The organism is Luteibacter anthropi, assembly GCF_023699965.1.
Classification (GTDB): Bacteria; Pseudomonadota; Gammaproteobacteria; order Xanthomonadales; family Rhodanobacteraceae; genus Luteibacter; species Luteibacter anthropi.
Map to the genome: position 1 here is coordinate 784,661 of NZ_CP077072.1, position 19,554 is coordinate 804,214.

Genomic DNA, 19,554 nt, shown 5'->3' on the forward strand with positions numbered 1-19,554 from the left:
GTCAGCCCGCCTTGCTGACCTGGACACCGGAGCGCTTGAGCGCCAGGGCCAGCGCATCGGCGAGATTGGCCTTGGTCACGATGCCCTGGAGATCGAGACCCAGGTGGACGATGGTCTGGGCGATCTGCGGACGCACGCCGCTGATGATGGCATCGGCACCCATGAGACGGATGGCGGTGACCGTCTTCAGCAGGTGCTGCGCCACCAGGGTATCCACGGTGGGTACGCCCGTGATGTCGATGATGGCGATTTCCGAACCGGTATCCACGATCCGCTGCAGCAGCGACTCCATCACCACCTGGGTACGCTGGGAGTCGAGCGTACCGATCATCGGCAACGCCAGCACGCCGTCCCACAGCTTCACCACGGGCGTGGACATCTCCAGCATTTCCTCCTGCTGGCGGGCGATGACTTCCTCGCGCGACTTCTGGAACGTGCGGATGGTGTGCATGCCGAGCGAATCGAGCAGTTCGGAAATGGCCCACAGCTGCCCCGCCTGGTCGGCCGGATCGCTTGCGTATTCTTTTTGCAGCAGTTCGAACAGCGGCTGCTTCAGCGAGAAGATGAACTGCGCCGTGTGCGCCGAATCAAAGCCCTGCGTCGCGCGGCTGCGCGAGAGCTTTTCGAGAAAGGCGCGCGTTTCGCTCCACTCGTTGCTGGCGACGCTGCTTGCATCGCCCGTGGACGAGCCGTTGATCAGCAGGCGGAGGAATTCCCGCGTCTGCGCCTCAAATTCGGAGTGGGCGATACGGATGTCCCGCGACGCACCACTGGCCTCCAGGTTGGCGGACCAGCTCGCCAGCAGGGTGGACTCGTTGCTGCGAATGGCATCGATGGTGCGCTGGCTGAGTGCGGACATGGGTACCCCCTTTAAAAACGCTATGATGCGGGGAGCCGGGCGGCAATGGAATAGCGCGAATGCAAGGCGTTCGCGTTGACATTGGCTTCACGTCCAAGGCGATATCTGCACGCGATCAACCGCTCCACCAGGCTCCCGGATACCCATGACCCACCCATCCCCCCTCGTCGTGCTGCTCGTCGAAGACGACGACACCATCCGCGAACTGACCGCGATGCTGCTCGAGGGCGATGGACATACCGTGCATACCGCACCCAATGCGGATGTGGCCGAGGCATGGCTCCAGACCGGCAAGGCCGACGTGCTGTTCACCGACGTGCGCATGCCCGGCACGATGACCGGGCAGGAACTGGCCCTGCGCCATAGCGACATGCCGGTGCTGGTCACCTCCGGCGAGCACAAGGACCAGCACCCCTGGCTTACCGGAGGCATGCGTTATCTCGCCAAGCCCTACGACCGGAAAACCCTGGTAGCCGCCCTACGCGAAGTCACCCTGTAGGAGCGCGCCTTGCGCGCGACCGATCAGGCACAGGCATCCGGTCGCGCGCAAGGCGCGCTCCTACAGGGTGTGTCATGCCGCGTCGCAGCATACGACTCGCCGCTCCGGCCAGCCCGTGCGCCTCGCCTCATTTAACAGGACACGATACTTTTATCCCTTGTGGCCGATCCGCGGCCCCCGTATGTTGCGGGGCTTCGTACGATTGCGAGCCGCCGCCCATGTCCCTTCCGCAGGACGCTTCGCCCGAGCATCTCCGGCGCAGCCTTTCCAACCGCCACCTCCAGCTCATCGCCATCGGCGGCGCCATCGGCACGGGCCTGTTCATGGGCTCGGGCAAGACGATCAGCCTCGCCGGCCCGTCCATCCTCTTCGTCTACCTCATCATCGGCATCATGCTGTTCTTCGTGATGCGGGCCATGGGCGAGCTGCTGCTGTCCAACCTGGAGTACAAGTCGTTCATCGACTTCTCCACCGACCTGCTCGGGCCGTGGGCCGGATTCTTCTGCGGGTGGACCTACTGGTTCTGCTGGATCATCACCGCCATCGCGGATGTGATCGCCATCGCCTCCTACGCGCAGTTCTGGTTCCCCGGACTGGCGCCGTGGATTCCCGCGGTGTTGTGCGTGCTCCTGCTGCTGACGCTGAACCTCACCACCGTGAAGCTCTTCGGCGAGCTGGAATTCTGGTTCGCCCTGATCAAGATCGTGGCCATCTGCGCGCTCATCGTCACCGGTTTCGGCATGATCGCCTGGCACTTCCACTCTCCGGACGGCCACCAGGCCTCGCTGACCAACCTGTGGAGCGACGGCGGATTCTTCCCCAAGGGCGTCGGCGGCTTCTTCGCCGGCTTCCAGATTGCCGTATTCGCCTTCGTGGGTATCGAGCTGGTGGGCACCACGGCAGCGGAAACCGCGAACCCGGAACGCAACCTGCCCAAGGCGATCAACTCGATCCCCGTGCGCATCATCCTGTTCTACGTACTGTCGCTCATCGTCATCATGTCGGTGACGCCGTGGCGTGAAGTGCTGCCCGGCAAGAGCCCCTTCGTGGAACTGTTCGTGCTTGCCGGCATCCCCGCCGCCGCCAGCCTGATCAACTTCGTGGTGCTGACCTCGGCCACCTCGTCGGCCAACAGCGGCATTTTCTCCACCAGCCGCATGATGTATGGCCTGGCGGAAGAGGACCACGCGCCGAAGCCCTTCAAGAAGCTCTCGCGCGCCGCCGTGCCCTCCAATGGCCTGCTGTTCTCGTGCATCTGCCTGTTCGGCGGCGCGATGCTGGTGTACATGATCCCGAACCTGGTCACCGCATTCACCCTGGTGACCACGCTCTCGGCGATCCTTTTCATGTTCGTGTGGTCGCTGATCCTGTGCGCCTATATCGCGTATCGCAGGAAGCGCCCCGAGCTGCACGCCGTATCGACCTACAAGATGCCCGGCGGGGTGTTCATGTGCTACGCCTGCCTCGCATTCTTCGCCTTCGTGCTGGTGCTTCTCACCCTGGAAAGCGACACCCGGCAGGCCCTGATCGCCAGCCCCGTCTGGTTCGCGATCCTGGGCGCCGGCTACTTCCTGCGCCGCAAAAAAGCCTGACCCACCCCTGTAGGAGCGCGCCTTGCGCGCGACCGGTTATTGCGAAAGAAAAAGGTTCTCGCGATAACCGGTCGCGCGCAAGGCGCGCTCCTACAGGGTCAGGACTGGGCTTTTATCGCTGCTGCGAAGGCCGCCGGGTTGTCCGGCGACAGCACCCATTTCTTGCCCGTCGCCAGCGTGAGCACCACGCCGTGATCACGGTTGCGGGCGAACACCCGTACCGAGCCCAGTCGCCGCGACCAGTACATGCCATGCACGGCAAAGAACCCGCCGTTGCCAAAGGTACGAATCAACCCCTGGAAGGCCTCCGGATCGATCTCGACCTTCGCCCCGCGCAGGTTCGCCGTGGCACGCCCCACCTGACGGCGCACGACCAGTTGCCCGTCAGCCACTTCATAGCGAAAGGGCGACAAGGCATAAGTGATCGACAGGATCACCAGCAACAGCCCGGACAGCGGCACGCTGAAGGTGGCATTCGGCCGTGAGGCCATCAGCCCCACGACGAGAAACAGGATCACGAGGGTGAGCATGCCCGTCCAGCGGACCGACCTGCTCATGGTGGTGGCGAAAACGTTCACAAAGAGGGCCTTGGCGTGGGTGGCACCGACGACGAGAACAGGATACGCCCCGGGTTGGCCTCGATATATGCAGAAGCGACGGGCTCCAGCTTGCCGCCCTTGAGCCGCCATGCGGACACCAGCCAGTCGTCGTTCTGACGCCAGCCCACATGCCCGTGCCCGATCAGGCCCAGCAGGGTTTCGTTGCGGAAACGGATCGGAAAGGTGGTGGCCTCGCTGGCATAGCCGCTCATGTTGTAGCCCGTGATCTTGCTGCCGAAGGTGGGCAGCTCGGCGGCACCGGTGTCCTTGCCCTTCGGCGCAATACCGTCGGGTGCGGTGGCCACAGCGACGGCTGCCGCATAAGCCGCCTTGTCCATCCCCTTGTCCAGCCGGTCGATGGTGCCCGGCTGCGGACGCAACGCATAACGCGTGGCGTACTGCATGGCCAGCTTGCCGAACTCATCGCAGGGCGATTCCTTCGGTGCGCAGGCGGCGCCTTTCAGGGCAAGGGTGACGTCGAAGCGTGCAAGCAGTTCCACGGCGGGGCCGAATGCCTTGCCCTGCCAGCGGCTGGCGGCAAAGGTGGTTTCCGCAGTGCCGCCGTCCACCCTCAACGCGACGACATCGCTGCCGATGCGGGCGATTTCATGTCGCGTCATGCAGTCGGTGCCCCAGATCGGAGGCATATCCACGCCCACTGCTTTGTTTCCATCCCGTCGATAAGGCGCCTCGGAATAGCAATTGGCCGTGCCACCGAGCGCATAAAGCGACCCGAGGGGAGAGCCATCCAGCACACGGTTCGTCAGGCGACCGTCGTCCATATCGATCTGCTTGCGCAGCGATTCGTCGGCCTGGAATGGCAGCGACTTCGGGTCCGGTACCTCAACCTCTTTGGCAAGCGTCAGCACACCTGCCGAAGCCAGCGCCTTGACCACATCGGTGGTTCCCGCGGGAATCCCTGGCAATGCCGACTGCACGGCATCCAGGGGACCACCCGGCCTGTTGCCCACGCCTTTCAGCACGGCAATACGTCGCTGATACAGGCCGGTGAGCGATTCCTGGATCGAATTGTCCAGCGCACTGGCCTTGAATCCCCACGTCACATCGTCGCGACCGGCCAGCCAGTGCCGCTGATCGAGGCGGATCGCATCGGCCAGCTCGGGATGCGCCTGCACGGCGGCCTGGAATGCCTTGCCCAGGTCGCTGTCCAGGGCGGAAAGCTTCGGCGAGGCGCATACCTGTTTCTCTGCCTCGCTGGACGCCTTCGCGCAATCGAAACCCGCCGCACTTGCTGCGCCCGGCGCCAACAGCACCAGCGCCAGCCCGATCAGACCCTTCATCGACGACACTCCTTTCCCGACGGCGGACCCCGATGGCCCGTCTTCGTCCCGGCGCAATTAGACCGTGCCGGGTACCGGGACACCATGGCTGGACCTGCTGCGTCTATCGTGACCCTAAGCAGACGTTCATCGGGTGAGGCTTGATCACCACCCGCAGCCCTGTAACGCAACCGACACAGGCGATACCCAAATTCGGCCACAACCCTTTGGCGCCGGCCGCGCCCCTCCGATAAGCCGCTATAGTCGGGCGATCCATCCGGCCGGCCGAGGGGGCGGGCGTCAGGATGGCACAGGGGAATGCCATGGAAGTCTGCACGGACGCTCTTCGGCGTCACAGGGTCCAGTCGTTGCGGAACGTCGTCCGATGAGCGGCTTCCGTCCCGTTCGCTATCGCCATGACGACGCGCTGACCCGCGTGTCGTGGCAGGCTTTCGAACGGATGATCGCCGAACACTTCCGCCTCAACGGCTATGAAGTGGAACACACCGGCAGCGGCCAGAAGACCCGGCACACCGATGGCGGCATCGACCTCAAGCTGCATCGTGCACCGGAAACCATTCTCGTGCAGTGCAAGCACTGGCCTGCCTTCCAGGTGCCGCACGACGCCGTGCATGAATTGATCGGCATGCTGCATACGGCCGGGGCGACCGGCGCCATCGTCATCACCTCCGGCGAATTCACCAAGGCGGCCATCGATGCCGCGGCGAAGTTCCGGCATATCCGTTTGATTGACGGTCGCGCCGTGCGCGCGATGCTTGGCCCCATCCATGAGCCGGTGGCCATCGCACCGCCGCCACCCCTGCCGCCACCGTCGTGGAAAACCAGCATACGGGGACACACGATCATTTCGGTACCTTCCGCACGTACACCCATGCGACATATGCACCTGATGGCTGCCGCCGCTGCCGTACTCGTGATGGCAGTGGCACTGATGACGCTTTATCGCTTCTACATCCATGAAATCCAGCAGGCGCAGATGGCCGCGTTGCGCGACGCGCCGCCCAGCCAGCCGGTGATGGGGCTTGCACCGATTCCGCTACCGTCGATATCCACGCCGCATGGTGCAAGCGAGCTCAATACCATCCATGGTCGTCCGGCGGTGGCACGCGAGGCTCCCGTATCCAAACGCGATGTCGTGGAATGGACCCGACGCAACGCCGAGTCGATGAAGATTCTTGACGGATCGACAAGCGAACTTCGCTAGGCATCACACGATCACCATCCCCTTGTAGGAGCGCGCCTTGCGTGCGACAGGCCACATGCAAGGTGTCGGTGATTATGGAGATAACGCTTCGTGTCGGTCGCGCGCAAGCACGCTCCTACAACAGCCCGCCGCCGTGTTTTCGAGCGGCAGGCCGGGGCTTCTGCGGGGTACACGGTCAAGCCATACGCGGGATTCGTCCAATCGCGCTTAATCAGGAGCGCGGTATCCTGCAGCCGACGCCGGAATCAGGCCTGCGTACCACCGGATTTCCGGTTGGCACGCTGCTGCGCGTCCTGCCCCACCACGCCTGTTCGACCGCCGCCCAGTTCGACGGCACCCACGTGATTTCCGATGCCCCCGGGGCCGCTCCCTACTGGCCGCGATTCCGGGGCTGGTAACGACCTCATGCACATCATCGACGAAGCCACCTCCGCCGCGCTCATCACCCGGCACATGGCCTATGACGCCATCCGCGCTTCCCTTGCCGCCGCCGTCCTGCCGGATTGCCAGAGCTTTCCCGTGGTGATCGGCAACGGACCGGGCGAAGGGCAGCGGTTCGGTATCAAGTCCGCCACCACGCCCACGCTCACCGGCTTCAAGGTGGGCAGCTACTGGCCGGGCAACGAAGCGCGTGGCGAGACCAACCATCATTCCAGCATCGTCCTGCTCCATCCGGAAAGCGGCCGCATCGCGGCGGTGATCGAAGGCGGCAAGGTCAACACATTCCGCACCGCCGCCGCCAACGCCGTGGCCGCTGACGTGCTGGCCCACCCGGATGCCGCCACGCTCACGGTCTTCGGCAACGGCCATCAGGCCCACCACGAGGTGCTGGCCCTGGCGCTGGTGCGCCCCATTCGTCAGGTGCTGGTGGTGGGCCGCGATCCGGCCCGCGTGGCTGCCTTCTGCGACGGCCTTCAGGCGCAAGGCATCAATGCCCGGCCTGAGGCGGCCGAAGCGGCCTGCCGGCAGGCCGACATCATCACCACCGTGACCACCTCACGCGCACCGCTGTTCGACGCCGCCTGGGTGCGCCCCGGCACGCACGTTTCGTCGATGGGCTCGGACACCGTGGGCAAGCAGGAACTGCCCGTGGCCCTGCTGCGCGAAGGCACGCTGTTCTGTGACCTCGAACGCCAGTCGCGCGTGGTGGGCGAATTCCAGCACGCGCCGGCCGACGTCCCCGCCACGTCCATCGGCCATGTGCTCGACGGCAGCCACCCGGGCCGGACCCGCGACGACGAGATCACCGTGTTCGACAGCTCGGGCATCTCCGTGCAGGACCTCTACATCGGCGAGGCCATCCTCCAGGCGTGGCTGCGATCCCAGGAAAATCAGGGACATTGACGGGTGAGGGGAGTCGTTCATGCGATCATAGGCGCATGAACGACTTCAGCCAGCTCGCCCTCTCCCCCTCCCTGCTGTCCGCCGTGGAATCCCTCGGCTACCCCGGCATGACACCCGTGCAGGCCGAAAGCCTGCCGCACATCCTCGCCGGCAGGGACGTGATGGCCGAAGCCCGCACGGGCAGCGGCAAGACCGCCGCCTTCGGCCTGGGCCTGCTGCAACGCATCGACCCGGAGGAAATCCGCCTCCAGGCCCTCGTGCTCTGCCCCACCCGTGAGCTGGCCGATCAGGTAGCCAAGGCCATCCGCCGCCTCGCGGTGAACATCCCCAACATCAAGCTGCTCACCCTGTGCGGCGGCATGCCGCTGGGCCCGCAGCTGGCCTCGCTGGAACATGACCCGCACATCGTGGTGGGCACGCCCGGCCGCGTGCAGGAACACCTGAAGCGCGGCAGCCTGCACGGCGGCGGCATCAAGGCCTTCGTGCTCGACGAGGCCGACCGCATGCTCGACATGGGCTTCGAAGAAGCCATCGACGACATCGTCAAGCGCATCGCCAAGCATCACCAGACGCTGCTGTTCTCCGCGACTTACCCGGACGAGATCCGCGCCGTCAGCGGCCGCGTGCAGAACGATCCTGTGATCGTGCGCATCGATGAACCGCACAACGAAACCACCATCGAACAGCGCGTGGTGGAAGTGGAGCCCCCGGTGAAGACCGCCGTGCTCTCGCGCATCCTGGCCCACGAGAAGCCGGAATCCACGCTCGTCTTCTGCAACATGCGCAAGGACACCGACGACCTCGCCGCCGAGCTCGACCGCCTGGGCTTCTCCGCCCTCGCCCTGCACGGCGACCTCGAACAACGCGACCGCGACGAAGCGCTAGTACGCTTCGCCAACCGTAGCTGCAACGTGCTGGTGGCCACCGACGTCGCGGCACGCGGCCTCGACATCGAAGGCCTGCCGCTGGTGGTGAGCTATGACGTGGCACATGATGCCGATACGCATACGCATCGCATCGGTCGTACGGGTCGCGCGGGGGCTACCGGGCTTGCGATTACGCTTGTGGGCTCGCGTGAGCTCAACAAGCTGCGTTCCATTGAGGAGCGTGCGGGTGGAGCAATTGCGCGTTATCCCGCGAAGCCGGGCGATGGAAAGAAAGTGCTCAACCTCGCGCCGAACAAGACGATCGTCATCGATGCCGGTCGCAAGGACAAGCTGCGTCCGGGCGATATTCTTGGCGCGCTTACGGGCGATGCCGGGTTGAAGGCGGCGGATATCGGCAAGATCGATGTGTATGCCACGCGTGCGTATGTGGCGATCAAGCGCGATCTGGCGGGGAAGGCCCTCGCGCGGTTGCGCGAAGGGAAGATCAAGGGGCGGTCGTTCCGGGTTCGGCCGTTGGGCTGATTGCCCGAAGTTACATACCGCACGAAGCCACCAGTTCCCACGCTTGCGAATTAAACGGGCGGATAGTTAAGTCCGCCCGCTCCTATCAGTGACTGAGTGTCGGGCCGCCGGGAGCAGGACCTGGCGGGGCATCAGTCTGCGTAGCCGCATGTGCTTGCTGCTGGTCCTGATTCTGCTCAGCAGCTTTCTGCTGAAATTGCTGAAAGGCCGTCGGCCAAGAAGCCGCGCTCTCTTCCATCGTCATATTTGCTGATGCCGTTGAAACGCAAGTCCGTTTATCGAACAGATGGTCTGTTCGCCCCGCGGGCATTTCTACCGCCCACAGCTTGCTCCCATCAGGGGATAACGCAATCTGGTCTATGCGTTGTAAACCGTCGTACCTTGCCTGCACAGTCAAAGCAGAAGCTATGTTGTCCGAATGCTGATCTGGCGACCGACCGAGAGACTGATCAAGCGCCCACACGCGGCTCTGTGTCGTCTTGAAGAAATCATGATCAGGATGAGTGGAGTCATCAAGCCGGCAGACCTGAGACGCCATTCGCTCAGCAGGGACATCAGTGTTCTGCTGGACAGAAAACTGCTCGTCAAGGTAATGCATGGTCAAGCCGCCGACAACGCCCGTAGGTGGCAACCCAACAGAACGCTGAAAAGCCTTCACCGCTTCTTTAGTTGCTGGACCAAAGTTTCCGTCAGGCTCAATAGCAGGCGAGCCATCGCCATTTATTCCTAACGACCGCAACTTCTCCTGTACATCCAGAATCCGATCTCTGGAGGCGCCTTTGCGAATCGGAGATGCTTCCTGCCAATCATTCACCGTATCGGCAGAAGTGCCAATGGAGCCGACGTCCCCCCAGATTTGAGTAGTGCCCCGGTTTCGAGTCCAATTCCCCACGAGAAGGAGATTGGACGTGAAGAAGCGCTTTTCCGAAGAACAGATCATCGGCTTCCTGCGTGAGGTCGAAGCCGGCATGCCGGTCAAAGACTTATGCCGCAAACACGGCTTCAGCGAGGCCTCGTATTACCTGTGGCGGAGCAAGTTCGGCGGCATGAGCGTGCCCGAGGCCAAACGGTTGAAGGACCTGGAGGCGGAGAACAGCCGCCTGAAGAAGTTGCTCGCCGAGCAGCTTCTGGAAAACGAGGTCATCAAGGACGCTCTGCGAAAAAAATGGTGAGCGCACCGGATCGGCGTGAGCTGGTGCGCTACTTGGTCGGCCGGGAACTAAGCGAGCGCCGTTCGCTGGCGATTGCCGACATGAGCGCAAGCGCCTATCGCTACGAGCCGCGCCCCGACCGCAACGTCGAACTGCGCGAGATGATCTGCGCGCTGGCGAATCGCCATAAACGCTATGGCGTAGGCATGATCTATCTGAAGCTTCGCCAAGCCGGACACACGGTCAATTACAAGCGGGTCGAGCGCCTGTATCAGGAAGCTAACCTCCAGGTGCGGAAGCGCAGGCGAAAGAAAATCCCGCCGACCCAAAGGCAGCCGCTGCTGCGCCCGGCGGCTGCGAACGAGGTCTGGTCGATGGATTTCGTGTTCGATCGTACTGCCGAGGGCCGCGTCATCAAATGCCTGACGATCGTCGATGATGCGACGCATGAGGCCGTCGCCATCGAAATCGAGCGGGCCATCTCGGGCATCGGCGTGACGCGTGTCATGGATCGCCTGGCGATCACGCGCGGCCTACCGAAGGTGATTCGCAGCGATAACGGAAAGGAGTTCTGCGGCAAGGCCATGGTCAGCTGGGCTCATGACCGTGGCGTGCAGCTGAGGCTTATCGAGCCCGGCAAGCCGAACCAGAACGCTTACATCGAATCATTCAATGGACGACTGCGCGATGAATGCCTCAACGAGCACTGGTTTCCCAGTCTTCTACACGCCCGCACAGAAATCGAAAACTGGCGCCGTGAATACAACGAGGAGCGACCGAAGATAGCACTGGGCGGACTGACGCCCGCTGCCTACGCAAAACAGTTACAGTAACTCGGGACTCAAACCGGACCGCTACTGAAGGCGGGGGGACGTCGGAGCCCGTTGAAGCCAGCCTGACAAGTGCAGCCTCTTCCGCAAGAATGCGAGTCTCCACACCGAGACGAACTGCTTCTGCGGACGAGGAAAAATCCTTATTCACATGAAGTAATTTAGAGGACTGGACAGCCCGGACCATTGCTTCGTCGGTGATATCTCCAACATCGAAGTGTTCACCGTACGATTCTCGAAGCCCTCGCTCTATCAAGGCAGGTGTTCGATTACGGTACTGGACAGACATACTCCAGACCATGTCCTGGATGGCGGGCCCTCTTTCACCTACATCAATGCCGCGCTTAGATAAGACGGAAATAATCGGATCGACATGGGTCTCCTTGATGAATTGGTGCTGCTCGCTCCCGAAGTCAGGATGTTCGGCCGCCACTTCCCGCCATCGACTGCTAAATTCCTCGGTACCTGGCGTCAATCCCTTGAAACGTTCCGAGTACTGAGACTGAGCAACAAACTCCCTGGCAGTGCCGGCCTTACTCGAGAATTGATAGATCCCATATGAAACACCACCGCTATCTCCTGAACCTGGAGATACCGCCCCAGCTCCTCCTTGGCTCTCAAACAAGGACGCTGTGTCACCCAGCTTCCACTTGTCTCTGTCCATACCCTCTCCCTCCAGCGGATCTTACTTAAGCAAACGCTTCTCAAGCTCGGCAGCCCGGCGGGCTGTCTCTCTTACAAAACAATCTGATGCGCCGACCTGATCTGTCGTACCTGCATCGGCTTTCAGAGCGCATCGTGATTCTTTATAGGAAATCCATTTCCGCTCCTCATTTCGAAGCCTATCCCTTTCGTCACTGGACAATCCGGTCATCAGCTTCTTATAAACAACGTTTAGGCGCCTGTCCTGGAACGCGAACTCATCATGAGTGCAATGAAGCAGCGCTTCCGTGGTCGACCCGCCGCCCTCCAGGCAATCTATGTAGGCAGCATGCAGACCTAGCGCCTCATCTTCGTCTGCAGAAGCCACTGCAGGCGCTACGACGCGAAGCCCTGTGGAAGACGCAACAATGGGAAATAGCAGAAGAAGAAAACTCAAGGCCATACGAGAAGCATCGAGATTTTCCTGCTGACGAAAGCGTGATGCGCGCAAAATTGATCTTCTACTTAGATCCGATCTTCTTAGCATTGAAATACCAACGTGCATAAATACTCCTGAAGCAAACCAGTCCTAGCGACATCTAATCCGCCAGGTCTATAAATCATGCCATCAAACTGACAATGAGGCAGATACCCACATACCATGAGATCAATCCCACGCGCATTGGAAAACTGAAATAGGCGCAGAAATGGCAGTATCGATGTGTCATGACCCACAGAATCATGAAACATGATGAACCGTCCATCCAAATCGACTGAGCCATATCTGGCGCTCCCTGCGCCCATTAACGGATTACTTGCATTCGGGATACCAGAACGCTATCTGGCTTACCATCACAGGTATATCTCAATGTGACCGTACCGCCTATCTTGTTTGTGTATTTTTCCAGAGCAAAGCGAATGCTGTCCGACAAATCTGCGACCTCGCCGCCATCGGAATGAGGGCCAAGCCGTTCGTCAAGATCGATGTAAGCAGAATTACCTGATGGATCGAGCCTGATCTTCACATGACAGGCAGCTTATCGTCTTAGAAATGACCTCCTTTCTGGCCTACTTTGTTAGCAAGCGTATCCATCTTTGCAGTCGGAATCAGTCTTTCTGCGTCCGTCATCTGAACCATCGTTTTCGCTTTGAAAATTTCGCCTTCTTCGCTCATGGAAGTACAAGGAAGAAAGATCAAGGCGGCAAGGGCACCAGCCGAGAAACGAAAGATGGATGTCATCCAGGCACTCTCATGCGCCCGCCCATTGCGGCAAAGTATGTTCGTCGCCACGGTGGTACTTGATCAGGCGGCGCCGCCCACGCTCTATGCAGCCATTCGGATAATCAAGGCGCCGTCGCTTTCATGTCTCATGTAGGTTCCATCTCGCTCGCGCGCCCAAGGCCTTAGCAGCCGTTCGAAGACGCGGACATGTACTTGATGGATATCTCACCAAGCAAGAAGTGAGCGCTGTGCTACGTGGATTGCATCAACTTCCCGGAGGCATGGATAGGTACGCGAATAGATTCTATCCAAAAATAGTCATATATATTAATACTTTACATTCATTGACGAATATACCTTGAATACTTTCGCCGGCATCATCCCTCCACCGCATACCGCGAAGGCGCCACCCCCACATACCGCGTAAACGCCACACTAAACGTACTCGCAGACCCATACCCCACCCGCTGCGCCACCTCACTCACGCTGGCCTCCTTCCCCCCCAGCATGTGCTTGGCCAGCGCCATGCGCCAGGCGAGCAGGTATTCCATCGGTGCCATGCCCACCGCACGGTTGAATCGCTCGAAGAACGTCGAGCGCGATAGCGCCGCCTCCTTCGCCAGCTGAGCCACTGTCCACGCCTGCGTGGGGCGCTCATGCATCCGACGAATGGCCGCCGCGAGCCGCACATCGGCAAGCCCTCGCAACAGACCCGGGGATGCCGTGACATCCATGGTCGATCGCAGCACCTCGATCAGTAACACCTCCAGCAAACGAGTCAGCACCACATCGCGCGCGGGACGTTCCGCCCGGAACTCATCCCTGACCAACCCGACCAGCGCCGCAAGGCGACCGCCATCGCGGACAAGCACCACCTCGGGCATCAGGGATACCAGCAAGGAGGCATCCGCCGACTCGAACGAACAGTGGCCAATGAGGGAACGCACATCGGGCGGCACGCCGGGCGTGCCCAGCCAGATCTCACCCGGCGCAAGGACGAGGGGCGGTACTTCCGCTTCCTCCGCAGTAGGCGGATCGAAGCTGGTCATGGTGAAATCCTGCGCCGCAGGGATCAGGACAAAGTCACCTTCGCGCAGCACGGTGGGTTCCTTGCCTTCGCGGAACAGCCAGCTGGTGCCTTCGAGGATCACCGCATAGAACGGCTGCCCCACCTCCGTACGCCGGACACGCCAGCGCCCAGCCCCACATACCCGCTTCGTTATGCCGGCACGCGGCTGGAGCAGCGCGACGACTTCGGCCAAGGGATCGGTCACGGCCGGACTCCTGCCAAAGAAACTCGGACTTGGAATGGTAGCAAGTCCGAAGGCCGGGACCTATCGTCTTTCAGGTTCCGATCACTTGATGGAGTGGCTCATGAAAACCGTCCTTATTACTGGCTGTTCGTCCGGCTTTGGCCGCGACATCGCGCGGCACTTTCTCGAACGCGACTGGAAGGTCATCGCCACGATGCGTACGCCTAGCGAGGATGCCCTCCCCCACACGACCAATCTTCGTATCCTGCCGCTTGATGTCACCGATGCCGAAAGCATTCGCCGGGCCATCGAGGCCGCAGGACCCATCGACGCCCTCGTCAACAATGCCGGCATCGGCTGGCTGGGCGCGCTGGAAGGGATGCCGATGCAAACGGTGCGGGAGGTCTTTGAGACCAATACCCTCGGCACCATCGCCATGACGCAGGCCGTGCTTCCCCAGTTCCGGGAACGTAAGGCAGGCGTCATCGTGAATGTCACGTCATCCGTCACGCTGCGGCCGTTGCTTCTGCTGCCGGTTTATACGGCGAGCAAGGCGGCGGTGAATGCTTTTACGGAGTCGCTGGCCCTGGAAGTGGAACCGTTTGGTATTCACGTTCGTGTCGTGATGCCTGGCCGGGCACCGGACACGCGGTTTGGTGACAACGCGCAGACGCGGATGGATGGTGCGATTCCGGAGGCTTATGCGGGACTTGCGCAGCAGGTGTTCGCGAGGTTCCAGGAGCCGGGGCCGATTACATATCTGGAGGATGTGTCGGAAGCGGTGTGGCGGGCGGTGAATGAGCCGGAGAGTGCGATGCTAATCCCGGCCGGGGAAGATGCTGTGCAGTGGGCTCGGGCAAGCTGACCCAAAAGCAGGGAAGCTTCGGCATTAATGGCATCCACTGAGAGCCCTTACCAGTAGCTGATGCATTTAAGCCTTTACGGCAAATCCGGCCATCTCGTAATCCCAAACTACTATCCCGTCCATTATTCTTAACAGGCGGCTCAACACGAGCCGCCTTAGAAGGCGGACAGGGGCGAACATGGATAGAGCATTCAACCAGACGGCGACATGGCGCGACGAAGTCATGCTATGAGCCGACGCGGAAAACCGGTAGGTGAGCGCTGGACCGATACGCTGACGGGCATATCTTGGGATGCGTTCGAGCGCCTGATCGCAAACCACTACGTTGGGCAGGGATATCGGGTCGACCATAGCGGCACCGGCCAAGGTGGCCGGCAAACCGATGGCGGCATTGACCTGAAGCTCTACCGCGACAATCAGTACATTGTCGTCCAGTGCAAGCATTGGAATGCACTACAAGTTCCCCACAACGCAGTGCATGAACTCATCGGCGTAATGCACACCCAAGGCGCAACGGGCGCTATCCTGATCACTTCCGGGGAATTCACCAAGGCAGCTCGTGAAGCATCTATGCGCACGTCGTCGATTGAACTTATCGACGGACTCCAGCTAAGAAAGCTGCTCGGTTTACCTCTGGAGGACGCTACGTTCAACACTGGAAGCGACATACCTTCATGGGCAAGGCAAGCCGGACGCCAACACAAACGACAGCCCAGGAAATCGCAGCCTGAATCGTGGATCGCCAAGCTTGTTCTGAAGACGGTCATTCCACTTGCCACTCTGCTCGGCGGCTATTTTTACTACCAGTACACCATGCAAAAGTTCGGTCAGGACACACAGGAAATGCTCCGTAAGCAGCAAGCGTCGGCCATGGAGCATTTGCGACAGCCAAGCACCACGGCTTCCCCGGCACTTCATGCCATCAATTCGACGCCATCCCAATTAAATGTCGTCTATGCGGTACGGCAGATCCCGGAAATTTCTTCTGGGCAGAATGCCCCATCGATCCATGCCGTAACATCAGAGCAAGTCGATGACATGAAGGAGTGGGAGCGGAAGAACGCGGAGTCGATGAAGATTCTTGAGAAGACGACTCCGGTTTTGGAAGGAGAGTGAGGTTCGGCTGCTTCTCGAATTGGAATGCAAGCGATCTTGATGCCGGAATATCGCGAGTCCATCCTCAAGGCTATGGCGCCGGAACCGCATCTACTTAGTTTGGAAATGCCAGATATCCAACCAAGCTGTCATGGCTGAGTTTTATCCATTACTTCCCAATCCGGTGTTCCAGTTCCTGCGCACGCCGGGCTGTTTCAATGACAACACAATCATATGCCGTGACCTCGTCCGTTTGACCTGGTTCGTCGCCCGCGCTACAGGCAGCATCTTTATGCCTTATCCAACTCCGCTCCTCATTTCGAAGCAATTGCTTCTCTTCCGCGACCAACGTTCCCATGAGTTTCTTGTATACGGCGTTCAGGCGCTCGTCCTGAAATGCGAATTCGACACTCATGCAATCTCGCATAGCGGGATTTACTCCGCCAGAAGCGTTGATGCACTCCTGATAAGAAAGGCGTAGGCCAATCTCGGCTGGGCGATCGGCAGAAGATTGTTTAGCCAAAGCCACCGAGGAATTGAGGATAGTGGTAAATAGCAACACGGCAGAAATAGATTTACACCACATCCAAGCCTTGCTCCCGAAGATTTCGAGCCCCTCCCAGACCCATGTCAGTCTAGGCAAAGTATGCCCACCTGAACAGACATCGCATTGATTCTCCGCAAAACCTGGCATTGATGTCATCCCATGAACCCATTGCATGCGGAATGCCACATCTCAAAGCGTGGCTCTAACCGTATAGCAAGGCCTCAATCGCCGGAGCCAGCCATTAGTGATGAGAGTATTCTCACTTCTATATTAGAATGCGTCTTGTCTTCCGAAGGGGGAAGCCATGACGACATTCTCATTTGTAAACAGCCATAGGTATTCTAGGAACGATGTTTTAGCCCTTCTGGGCATGAATCCCGTACCTAGGTGGGGACCGTACGTAAACGGCTATTTCGAGTATCAAGGTGCCTACTTCATCTTCTGCAATGTCGGAGTCGCCGGCAGGACCGGGCACGACTATGCGAATAGATTTGAAGGAGATGATCTATTTTGGACGGGAAAAACGGGAGCTAAGGCTACTCATGAATCTATAAGACGCATGGTTACCGCCGGCGCGGAAGTTCACGTTTTTTTTCGAGAAAACAATTCAGAACCATTTACTTACATCGGCCTAGCACACGCTGTGAGCGTTGATGATGCCGTGCCTGTTGGGGTTTGGTGGTCATTCTCGTTGCAGAACAGCGCAGGAGATCCATACGTCCGCGCCATAAGCACACACAAAGAAGGAGCCTCAGTCGAGGCGATCGCGAAGCACTACGAAAGAAGCCCCGCGGCAAGAGCCCAGTGCATCAAGCATTACGGTGCAACTTGCCAGGTGTGCGATATGGATTTTGCTAAAAAATACGGTACCTGGGGCGAAGGTTTTATTCACGTCCATCATCACAAACCGATATCTTCAGCGAGCGGGCCTTATCTAGTTGATCCTATCAAGGACCTCATTCCGGTCTGCCCCAATTGCCATGCCATGCTTCATAGAAAGAAGGATGTCATCACGGTTCAGGAGTTGCGTGACCGGCTTCATGACGCCTCACTAACCCACCCGAAGAAGAACTCATTTAATCAATAAGTTACCCACACTTCGAATACCCACAATTCAAGCAAGTCTGACACCCATCCATCATCACCAACGCCTGCGCATTGCACTTGCTGCACAACGTAGCCCCCGCAGGGAACCCTGCCGCGTTGGTGTGCGGTTCGGTGTCTGGTTGTGATTCGGGCGATGGGTCGCGCGCAAGGCGCGCTCCTACAGGGGTGGGGGTGGTGGCGGATTCGTAGGCGGCGCGTTTTTCCGCGATGAGTTGGCGGGTGGCTTCGTCGAGTTCGGGGGCCTGGATCAGGCCGATCGACTTCATATGCTGTTCGATGACGGCGCCGATCTCGGCGACGATGCTGGGCATGTAGATGCCGCCGGCCTTGAAGTAGCCGCCGCGGGGGTCGAAGACGGCCTTGAGCTCTTCGACGATGAAGGTCACGTCGCCTCCCTTGCGGAAGACGGCGGAGAGGATGCGGGTGAGGGCCACGATCCACTGGAAGTGGTCCATGTTCTTCGAGTTGATGAAGATCTCGAAGGGGCGTCGTTGTTCGTGCCGGGTGCCGGCGTTGAGCACGATGTCGTTGATGGTTACGTACAGCGCGTGCTCGAAGAGCGGCGACTTGATCTTGTACGTGTTGCCCAGGAGGGTGTCCGGGCGCTCCAGGCTTTCGTGCATCTGGATGACTTCGGCGGCCGGTTCCTCGGCCGGCGTGGCGGTCGGGGCGGGTTTGTCATCGGGTTTGATGACCTGGTAGCCCGTGATCTTCTTCTCGATCCTGATCGCCATGACTCGGTTTCCTGCTGCGAGCGATGTGCCCGACGGGGTATCCGACCCGGCGCAGGCGCCGGGTCGGATGGGTGCTACTTACTTGCGACGGCCACGGCCGGCGGTCTTGCGCGCCGACGTACGGCCGGTCTTGCTGGCAGTGGACCTCTTGACCGCCGCCTTGGCGACAGTCTTCTTGCCGGTTGCCTTGCGGGCAACCGTCTTGCCTGCGGCCTTGCGGACCGTCTTCTTGGCAGCAGCGCGGCCCGTCACCTTGCGGGCGACCTTGCCGACTGCCTTCTTCACCGCCTTCTTGGCGGCCGTCGCCTTGCGGACGACGCGGTTGGCTGCCTTCTTGACGGCCTTCTTTACTGCAACCTTGCGGCCGGTCTTCTTGACGGCAACCTTTTTCGCTGCCGACTTCTTGACCGCCTTCTTCGCGACAACCTTCTTTGCTGCGCCCTTCTTGACCGCGGCCTTCTTCGGGGCGGCCTTCTTGACGGCCACCTTCTTCGAAGCCCCCTTCTTCACGGCCTTCTTGGCGGCAGCCTTCTTCGGAGCGGCCTTCTTCACCGCCTTCTTGGCGGCGACCTTCTTCGAAGCGGCTTTCTTCACGGCCTTCTTGGCCGCAGCCTTCTTCGGAGCGGCTTTCTTTGCAGCCTTCTTGGACGCAGCCTTGGTCGGCGCGGCCTTCTTGGCAGCCTTCTTGGCGGCGGCCTTCTTCGGAGCGGCCTTCTTGCCGGCCTTCTTCGAAGCAGCCTTCACCGGTGCTTCTTCAGCAGCAGCGGCCTTCTTCGCCGGGGCCTTCTTCGCAGCCTTTTTGGCCGGAGCGGCTTCGACGACAGCCGGCTTCGCAGCCGCCTTCTTGACCACCTTGCGAGCCTTCTTCGCCGGCGCCGGAGCGGCCGGTTCATCGGCAACCACCGGGGCCACGTCAGCCACCGGAGCGGCTTCGGCTGCAACCGGCTTGGGCTTCTTCACGGCCGGCTTGCGCGGCTTCTTGATCTTGGCGACCGGGGCTTCGTCGGACACCGGGTGATCGGCGAAGTCGGAATCGCTGTGATCGGCCGTGCCTTCGAACAAGTCGGCGGGAGCCGGAGCGGCCTCGATGACCTTCCTGGCGACCGGCTTCTTCTTCACCACCGGCTTCGGGGCGACCGGAGCGGCGGTGTCTTCGACCGACTCGGCCGAGGCATGGGTGTCGTCGGAGGCAGCGTCTTCACCGGTGACGGTGGTGACGTTGTCTTCGGGCTGGATGTCGTTTACGGGCAACTCGCCCTCGACGGTCTGGTTTTCAATGGACATAGGTTTCCCTCTCCGCG

At 60.5% G+C, this 19,554-nt stretch carries 20 protein-coding genes and 1 pseudogene; 10 read left to right on the forward strand and 11 right to left on the reverse strand.

Translation table 11 applies throughout. From position 1 onward, the window contains the following. Nucleotide 1: 1 nt before the first annotated feature. Nucleotides 2-859, reverse strand: coding sequence for an STAS domain-containing protein (locus KR767_RS03595; protein WP_250878127.1), 858 nt, complete (start codon nt 857-859; stop codon nt 2-4). Between the two features lie 145 nt (nt 860-1,004). On the opposite strand from KR767_RS03595, the gene KR767_RS03600 reads away from it, so the two are divergent. Together KR767_RS03600 and cycA are read left to right on the forward strand one after the other, a co-directional pair. Continuing rightward, a complete protein-coding gene (locus KR767_RS03600) occupies nt 1,005-1,358 on the forward strand; it encodes a response regulator (RefSeq protein WP_250878128.1) in 354 nt (117 codons plus the stop codon). A 218-nt stretch (nt 1,359-1,576) separates the two neighbouring features. After that, a complete protein-coding gene (cycA, locus tag KR767_RS03605; protein WP_166952331.1) occupies nt 1,577-2,950 on the forward strand; it encodes a D-serine/D-alanine/glycine transporter in 1,374 nt (457 codons plus the stop codon). A 98-nt stretch (nt 2,951-3,048) separates the two neighbouring features. On the opposite strand, the gene KR767_RS03610 is transcribed toward cycA, so the two are convergent. Further along, nucleotides 3,049-3,507: a PH domain-containing protein gene (locus tag KR767_RS03610; RefSeq protein ID WP_166952328.1), complete on the reverse strand. Its 459-nt coding sequence runs from the start codon at nt 3,505-3,507 to the stop codon at nt 3,049-3,051. A gap of 17 nt (nt 3,508-3,524) precedes the next feature. Next, nucleotides 3,525-4,850 (reverse strand): lysozyme inhibitor LprI family protein, encoded by a 1,326-nt coding sequence (locus KR767_RS03615; RefSeq protein ID WP_250878129.1) that lies wholly within the window; start codon nt 4,848-4,850, stop codon nt 3,525-3,527. A gap of 364 nt (nt 4,851-5,214) precedes the next feature. On the opposite strand from KR767_RS03615, the gene KR767_RS03620 reads away from it, so the two are divergent. From KR767_RS03620 to dbpA, 4 genes are all read left to right on the forward strand, one after another. Continuing rightward, entirely contained in the window at nt 5,215-6,054 is an 840-nt protein-coding gene (locus KR767_RS03620) for a restriction endonuclease (RefSeq protein WP_250878130.1), read from the forward strand. 74 nt (nt 6,055-6,128) lie between these two features. Then, complete coding sequence (locus KR767_RS21415; RefSeq protein ID WP_425602718.1) at nt 6,129-6,452, forward strand: type III PLP-dependent enzyme domain-containing protein; 324 nt, start codon at nt 6,129-6,131, stop codon at nt 6,450-6,452. 7 nt (nt 6,453-6,459) lie between these two features. Then, complete coding sequence (locus KR767_RS03625) at nt 6,460-7,398, forward strand: ornithine cyclodeaminase family protein (RefSeq protein ID WP_250878131.1); 939 nt, start codon at nt 6,460-6,462, stop codon at nt 7,396-7,398. A 35-nt stretch (nt 7,399-7,433) separates the two neighbouring features. Next, nucleotides 7,434-8,807 carry an ATP-dependent RNA helicase DbpA gene (dbpA, locus tag KR767_RS03630; protein ID WP_166952313.1) on the forward strand — a complete coding sequence of 458 codons (1,374 nt, stop codon included), beginning with the start codon at nt 7,434-7,436 and terminating at the stop codon, nt 8,805-8,807. Nucleotides 8,808-8,892: 85 nt separating this feature from the next. Here dbpA and KR767_RS03635 read toward each other — a convergent pair whose 3' ends face one another. Continuing rightward, nucleotides 8,893-9,621, reverse strand: a complete 729-nt coding sequence (locus KR767_RS03635) for a peptidoglycan-binding domain-containing protein (RefSeq protein ID WP_250879219.1) — start codon at nt 9,619-9,621, stop codon at nt 8,893-8,895. Between the two features lie 94 nt (nt 9,622-9,715). Here KR767_RS03635 and KR767_RS03640 point away from each other — a divergent pair. Next, nucleotides 9,716-10,791 (forward strand): IS3 family transposase gene (locus KR767_RS03640; RefSeq protein WP_425602707.1). Its coding sequence is split into 2 segments (ribosomal slippage): nt 9,716-9,974 and nt 9,974-10,791, totalling 1,077 coding nucleotides; the frame shifts between segments, so codons are not numbered across the junction. A gap of 139 nt (nt 10,792-10,930) precedes the next feature. Here KR767_RS03640 and KR767_RS21420 read toward each other — a convergent pair. The 4 genes and pseudogenes from KR767_RS21420 to KR767_RS03655 all read right to left on the reverse strand — a co-directional run. Beyond that, nucleotides 10,931-11,452: pseudogene (locus KR767_RS21420) on the reverse strand (VgrG-related protein); the annotation flags it as partial. A gap of 21 nt (nt 11,453-11,473) precedes the next feature. Then, complete coding sequence (locus KR767_RS03645) at nt 11,474-11,995, reverse strand: lysozyme inhibitor LprI family protein (protein WP_250878132.1); 522 nt, start codon at nt 11,993-11,995, stop codon at nt 11,474-11,476. 480 nt (nt 11,996-12,475) lie between these two features. After that, nucleotides 12,476-12,670 carry a hypothetical protein gene (locus KR767_RS03650; protein WP_250878133.1) on the reverse strand — a complete coding sequence of 65 codons (195 nt, stop codon included), beginning with the start codon at nt 12,668-12,670 and terminating at the stop codon, nt 12,476-12,478. 359 nt (nt 12,671-13,029) lie between these two features. Beyond that, nucleotides 13,030-13,926, reverse strand: coding sequence for an AraC family transcriptional regulator (locus KR767_RS03655; protein WP_250878134.1), 897 nt, complete (start codon nt 13,924-13,926; stop codon nt 13,030-13,032). A gap of 100 nt (nt 13,927-14,026) precedes the next feature. On the opposite strand from KR767_RS03655, the gene KR767_RS03660 reads away from it, so the two are divergent. Then, nucleotides 14,027-14,770, forward strand: coding sequence for an SDR family oxidoreductase (locus KR767_RS03660; RefSeq protein WP_250878135.1), 744 nt, complete (start codon nt 14,027-14,029; stop codon nt 14,768-14,770). Nucleotides 14,771-14,998: 228 nt separating this feature from the next. Further along, complete coding sequence (locus KR767_RS03665) at nt 14,999-15,886, forward strand: restriction endonuclease (RefSeq protein ID WP_250878136.1); 888 nt, start codon at nt 14,999-15,001, stop codon at nt 15,884-15,886. A 148-nt stretch (nt 15,887-16,034) separates the two neighbouring features. Here the strand turns inward: KR767_RS03665 and KR767_RS03670 are convergent, their stop codons facing one another. Continuing rightward, nucleotides 16,035-16,586, reverse strand: coding sequence for a lysozyme inhibitor LprI family protein (locus KR767_RS03670; protein WP_250878137.1), 552 nt, complete (start codon nt 16,584-16,586; stop codon nt 16,035-16,037). Between the two features lie 130 nt (nt 16,587-16,716). Here KR767_RS03670 and KR767_RS03675 point away from each other — a divergent pair, with 130 nt between their 5' ends. Further along, entirely contained in the window at nt 16,717-17,499 is a 783-nt protein-coding gene (locus KR767_RS03675; RefSeq protein WP_250878138.1) for an HNH endonuclease, read from the forward strand. A 1-nt stretch (nt 17,500) separates the two neighbouring features. Here KR767_RS03675 and KR767_RS03680 read toward each other — a convergent pair whose 3' ends face one another. Both KR767_RS03680 and KR767_RS21425 read right to left on the reverse strand, forming a co-directional pair. Continuing rightward, a complete protein-coding gene (locus KR767_RS03680; protein WP_250878139.1) occupies nt 17,501-18,253 on the reverse strand; it encodes a TSCPD domain-containing protein in 753 nt (250 codons plus the stop codon). 78 nt (nt 18,254-18,331) lie between these two features. Then, on the reverse strand, nt 18,332-19,537 hold the full coding sequence (locus KR767_RS21425; protein ID WP_425602719.1) for a hypothetical protein: 1,206 nt from the start codon (nt 19,535-19,537) through the stop codon (nt 18,332-18,334). Nucleotides 19,538-19,554: the final 17 nt, after the last annotated feature.

Excerpts from the sequence above, each read along its gene's own strand:
- KR767_RS21415 (WP_425602718.1), top strand. The coding sequence starts at position 6,129 with ATGGAGATAACGCTTCGTGTCGGTCGCGCGCAAGCACGCTCCTACAAC.
- KR767_RS03660 (WP_250878135.1), top strand. The coding sequence starts at position 14,027 with ATGAAAACCGTCCTTATTACTGGCTGTTCGTCCGGCTTTGGCCGCGAC.
- KR767_RS03645 (WP_250878132.1), bottom strand. The coding sequence starts at position 11,995 with ATGCACGTTGGTATTTCAATGCTAAGAAGATCGGATCTAAGTAGAAGA.
- KR767_RS03650 (WP_250878133.1), bottom strand. The coding sequence starts at position 12,670 with ATGACATCCATCTTTCGTTTCTCGGCTGGTGCCCTTGCCGCCTTGATC.
- cycA (WP_166952331.1), top strand. The coding sequence starts at position 1,577 with ATGTCCCTTCCGCAGGACGCTTCGCCCGAGCATCTCCGGCGCAGCCTT.
- KR767_RS03610 (WP_166952328.1), bottom strand. The coding sequence starts at position 3,507 with ATGAGCAGGTCGGTCCGCTGGACGGGCATGCTCACCCTCGTGATCCTG.
- KR767_RS03670 (WP_250878137.1), bottom strand. The coding sequence starts at position 16,586 with ATGCAATGGGTTCATGGGATGACATCAATGCCAGGTTTTGCGGAGAAT.
- KR767_RS21425 (WP_425602719.1), bottom strand. The coding sequence starts at position 19,537 with ATGTCCATTGAAAACCAGACCGTCGAGGGCGAGTTGCCCGTAAACGAC.
- KR767_RS03615 (WP_250878129.1), bottom strand. The coding sequence starts at position 4,850 with ATGAAGGGTCTGATCGGGCTGGCGCTGGTGCTGTTGGCGCCGGGCGCA.
- KR767_RS03595 (WP_250878127.1), bottom strand. The coding sequence starts at position 859 with ATGTCCGCACTCAGCCAGCGCACCATCGATGCCATTCGCAGCAACGAG.
- KR767_RS03600 (WP_250878128.1), top strand. The coding sequence starts at position 1,005 with ATGACCCACCCATCCCCCCTCGTCGTGCTGCTCGTCGAAGACGACGAC.
- KR767_RS03665 (WP_250878136.1), top strand. The coding sequence starts at position 14,999 with ATGAGCCGACGCGGAAAACCGGTAGGTGAGCGCTGGACCGATACGCTG.
- KR767_RS03620 (WP_250878130.1), top strand. The coding sequence starts at position 5,215 with ATGAGCGGCTTCCGTCCCGTTCGCTATCGCCATGACGACGCGCTGACC.
- KR767_RS03680 (WP_250878139.1), bottom strand. The coding sequence starts at position 18,253 with ATGGCGATCAGGATCGAGAAGAAGATCACGGGCTACCAGGTCATCAAA.
- KR767_RS03625 (WP_250878131.1), top strand. The coding sequence starts at position 6,460 with ATGCACATCATCGACGAAGCCACCTCCGCCGCGCTCATCACCCGGCAC.
- KR767_RS03675 (WP_250878138.1), top strand. The coding sequence starts at position 16,717 with ATGACGACATTCTCATTTGTAAACAGCCATAGGTATTCTAGGAACGAT.
- dbpA (WP_166952313.1), top strand. The coding sequence starts at position 7,434 with ATGAACGACTTCAGCCAGCTCGCCCTCTCCCCCTCCCTGCTGTCCGCC.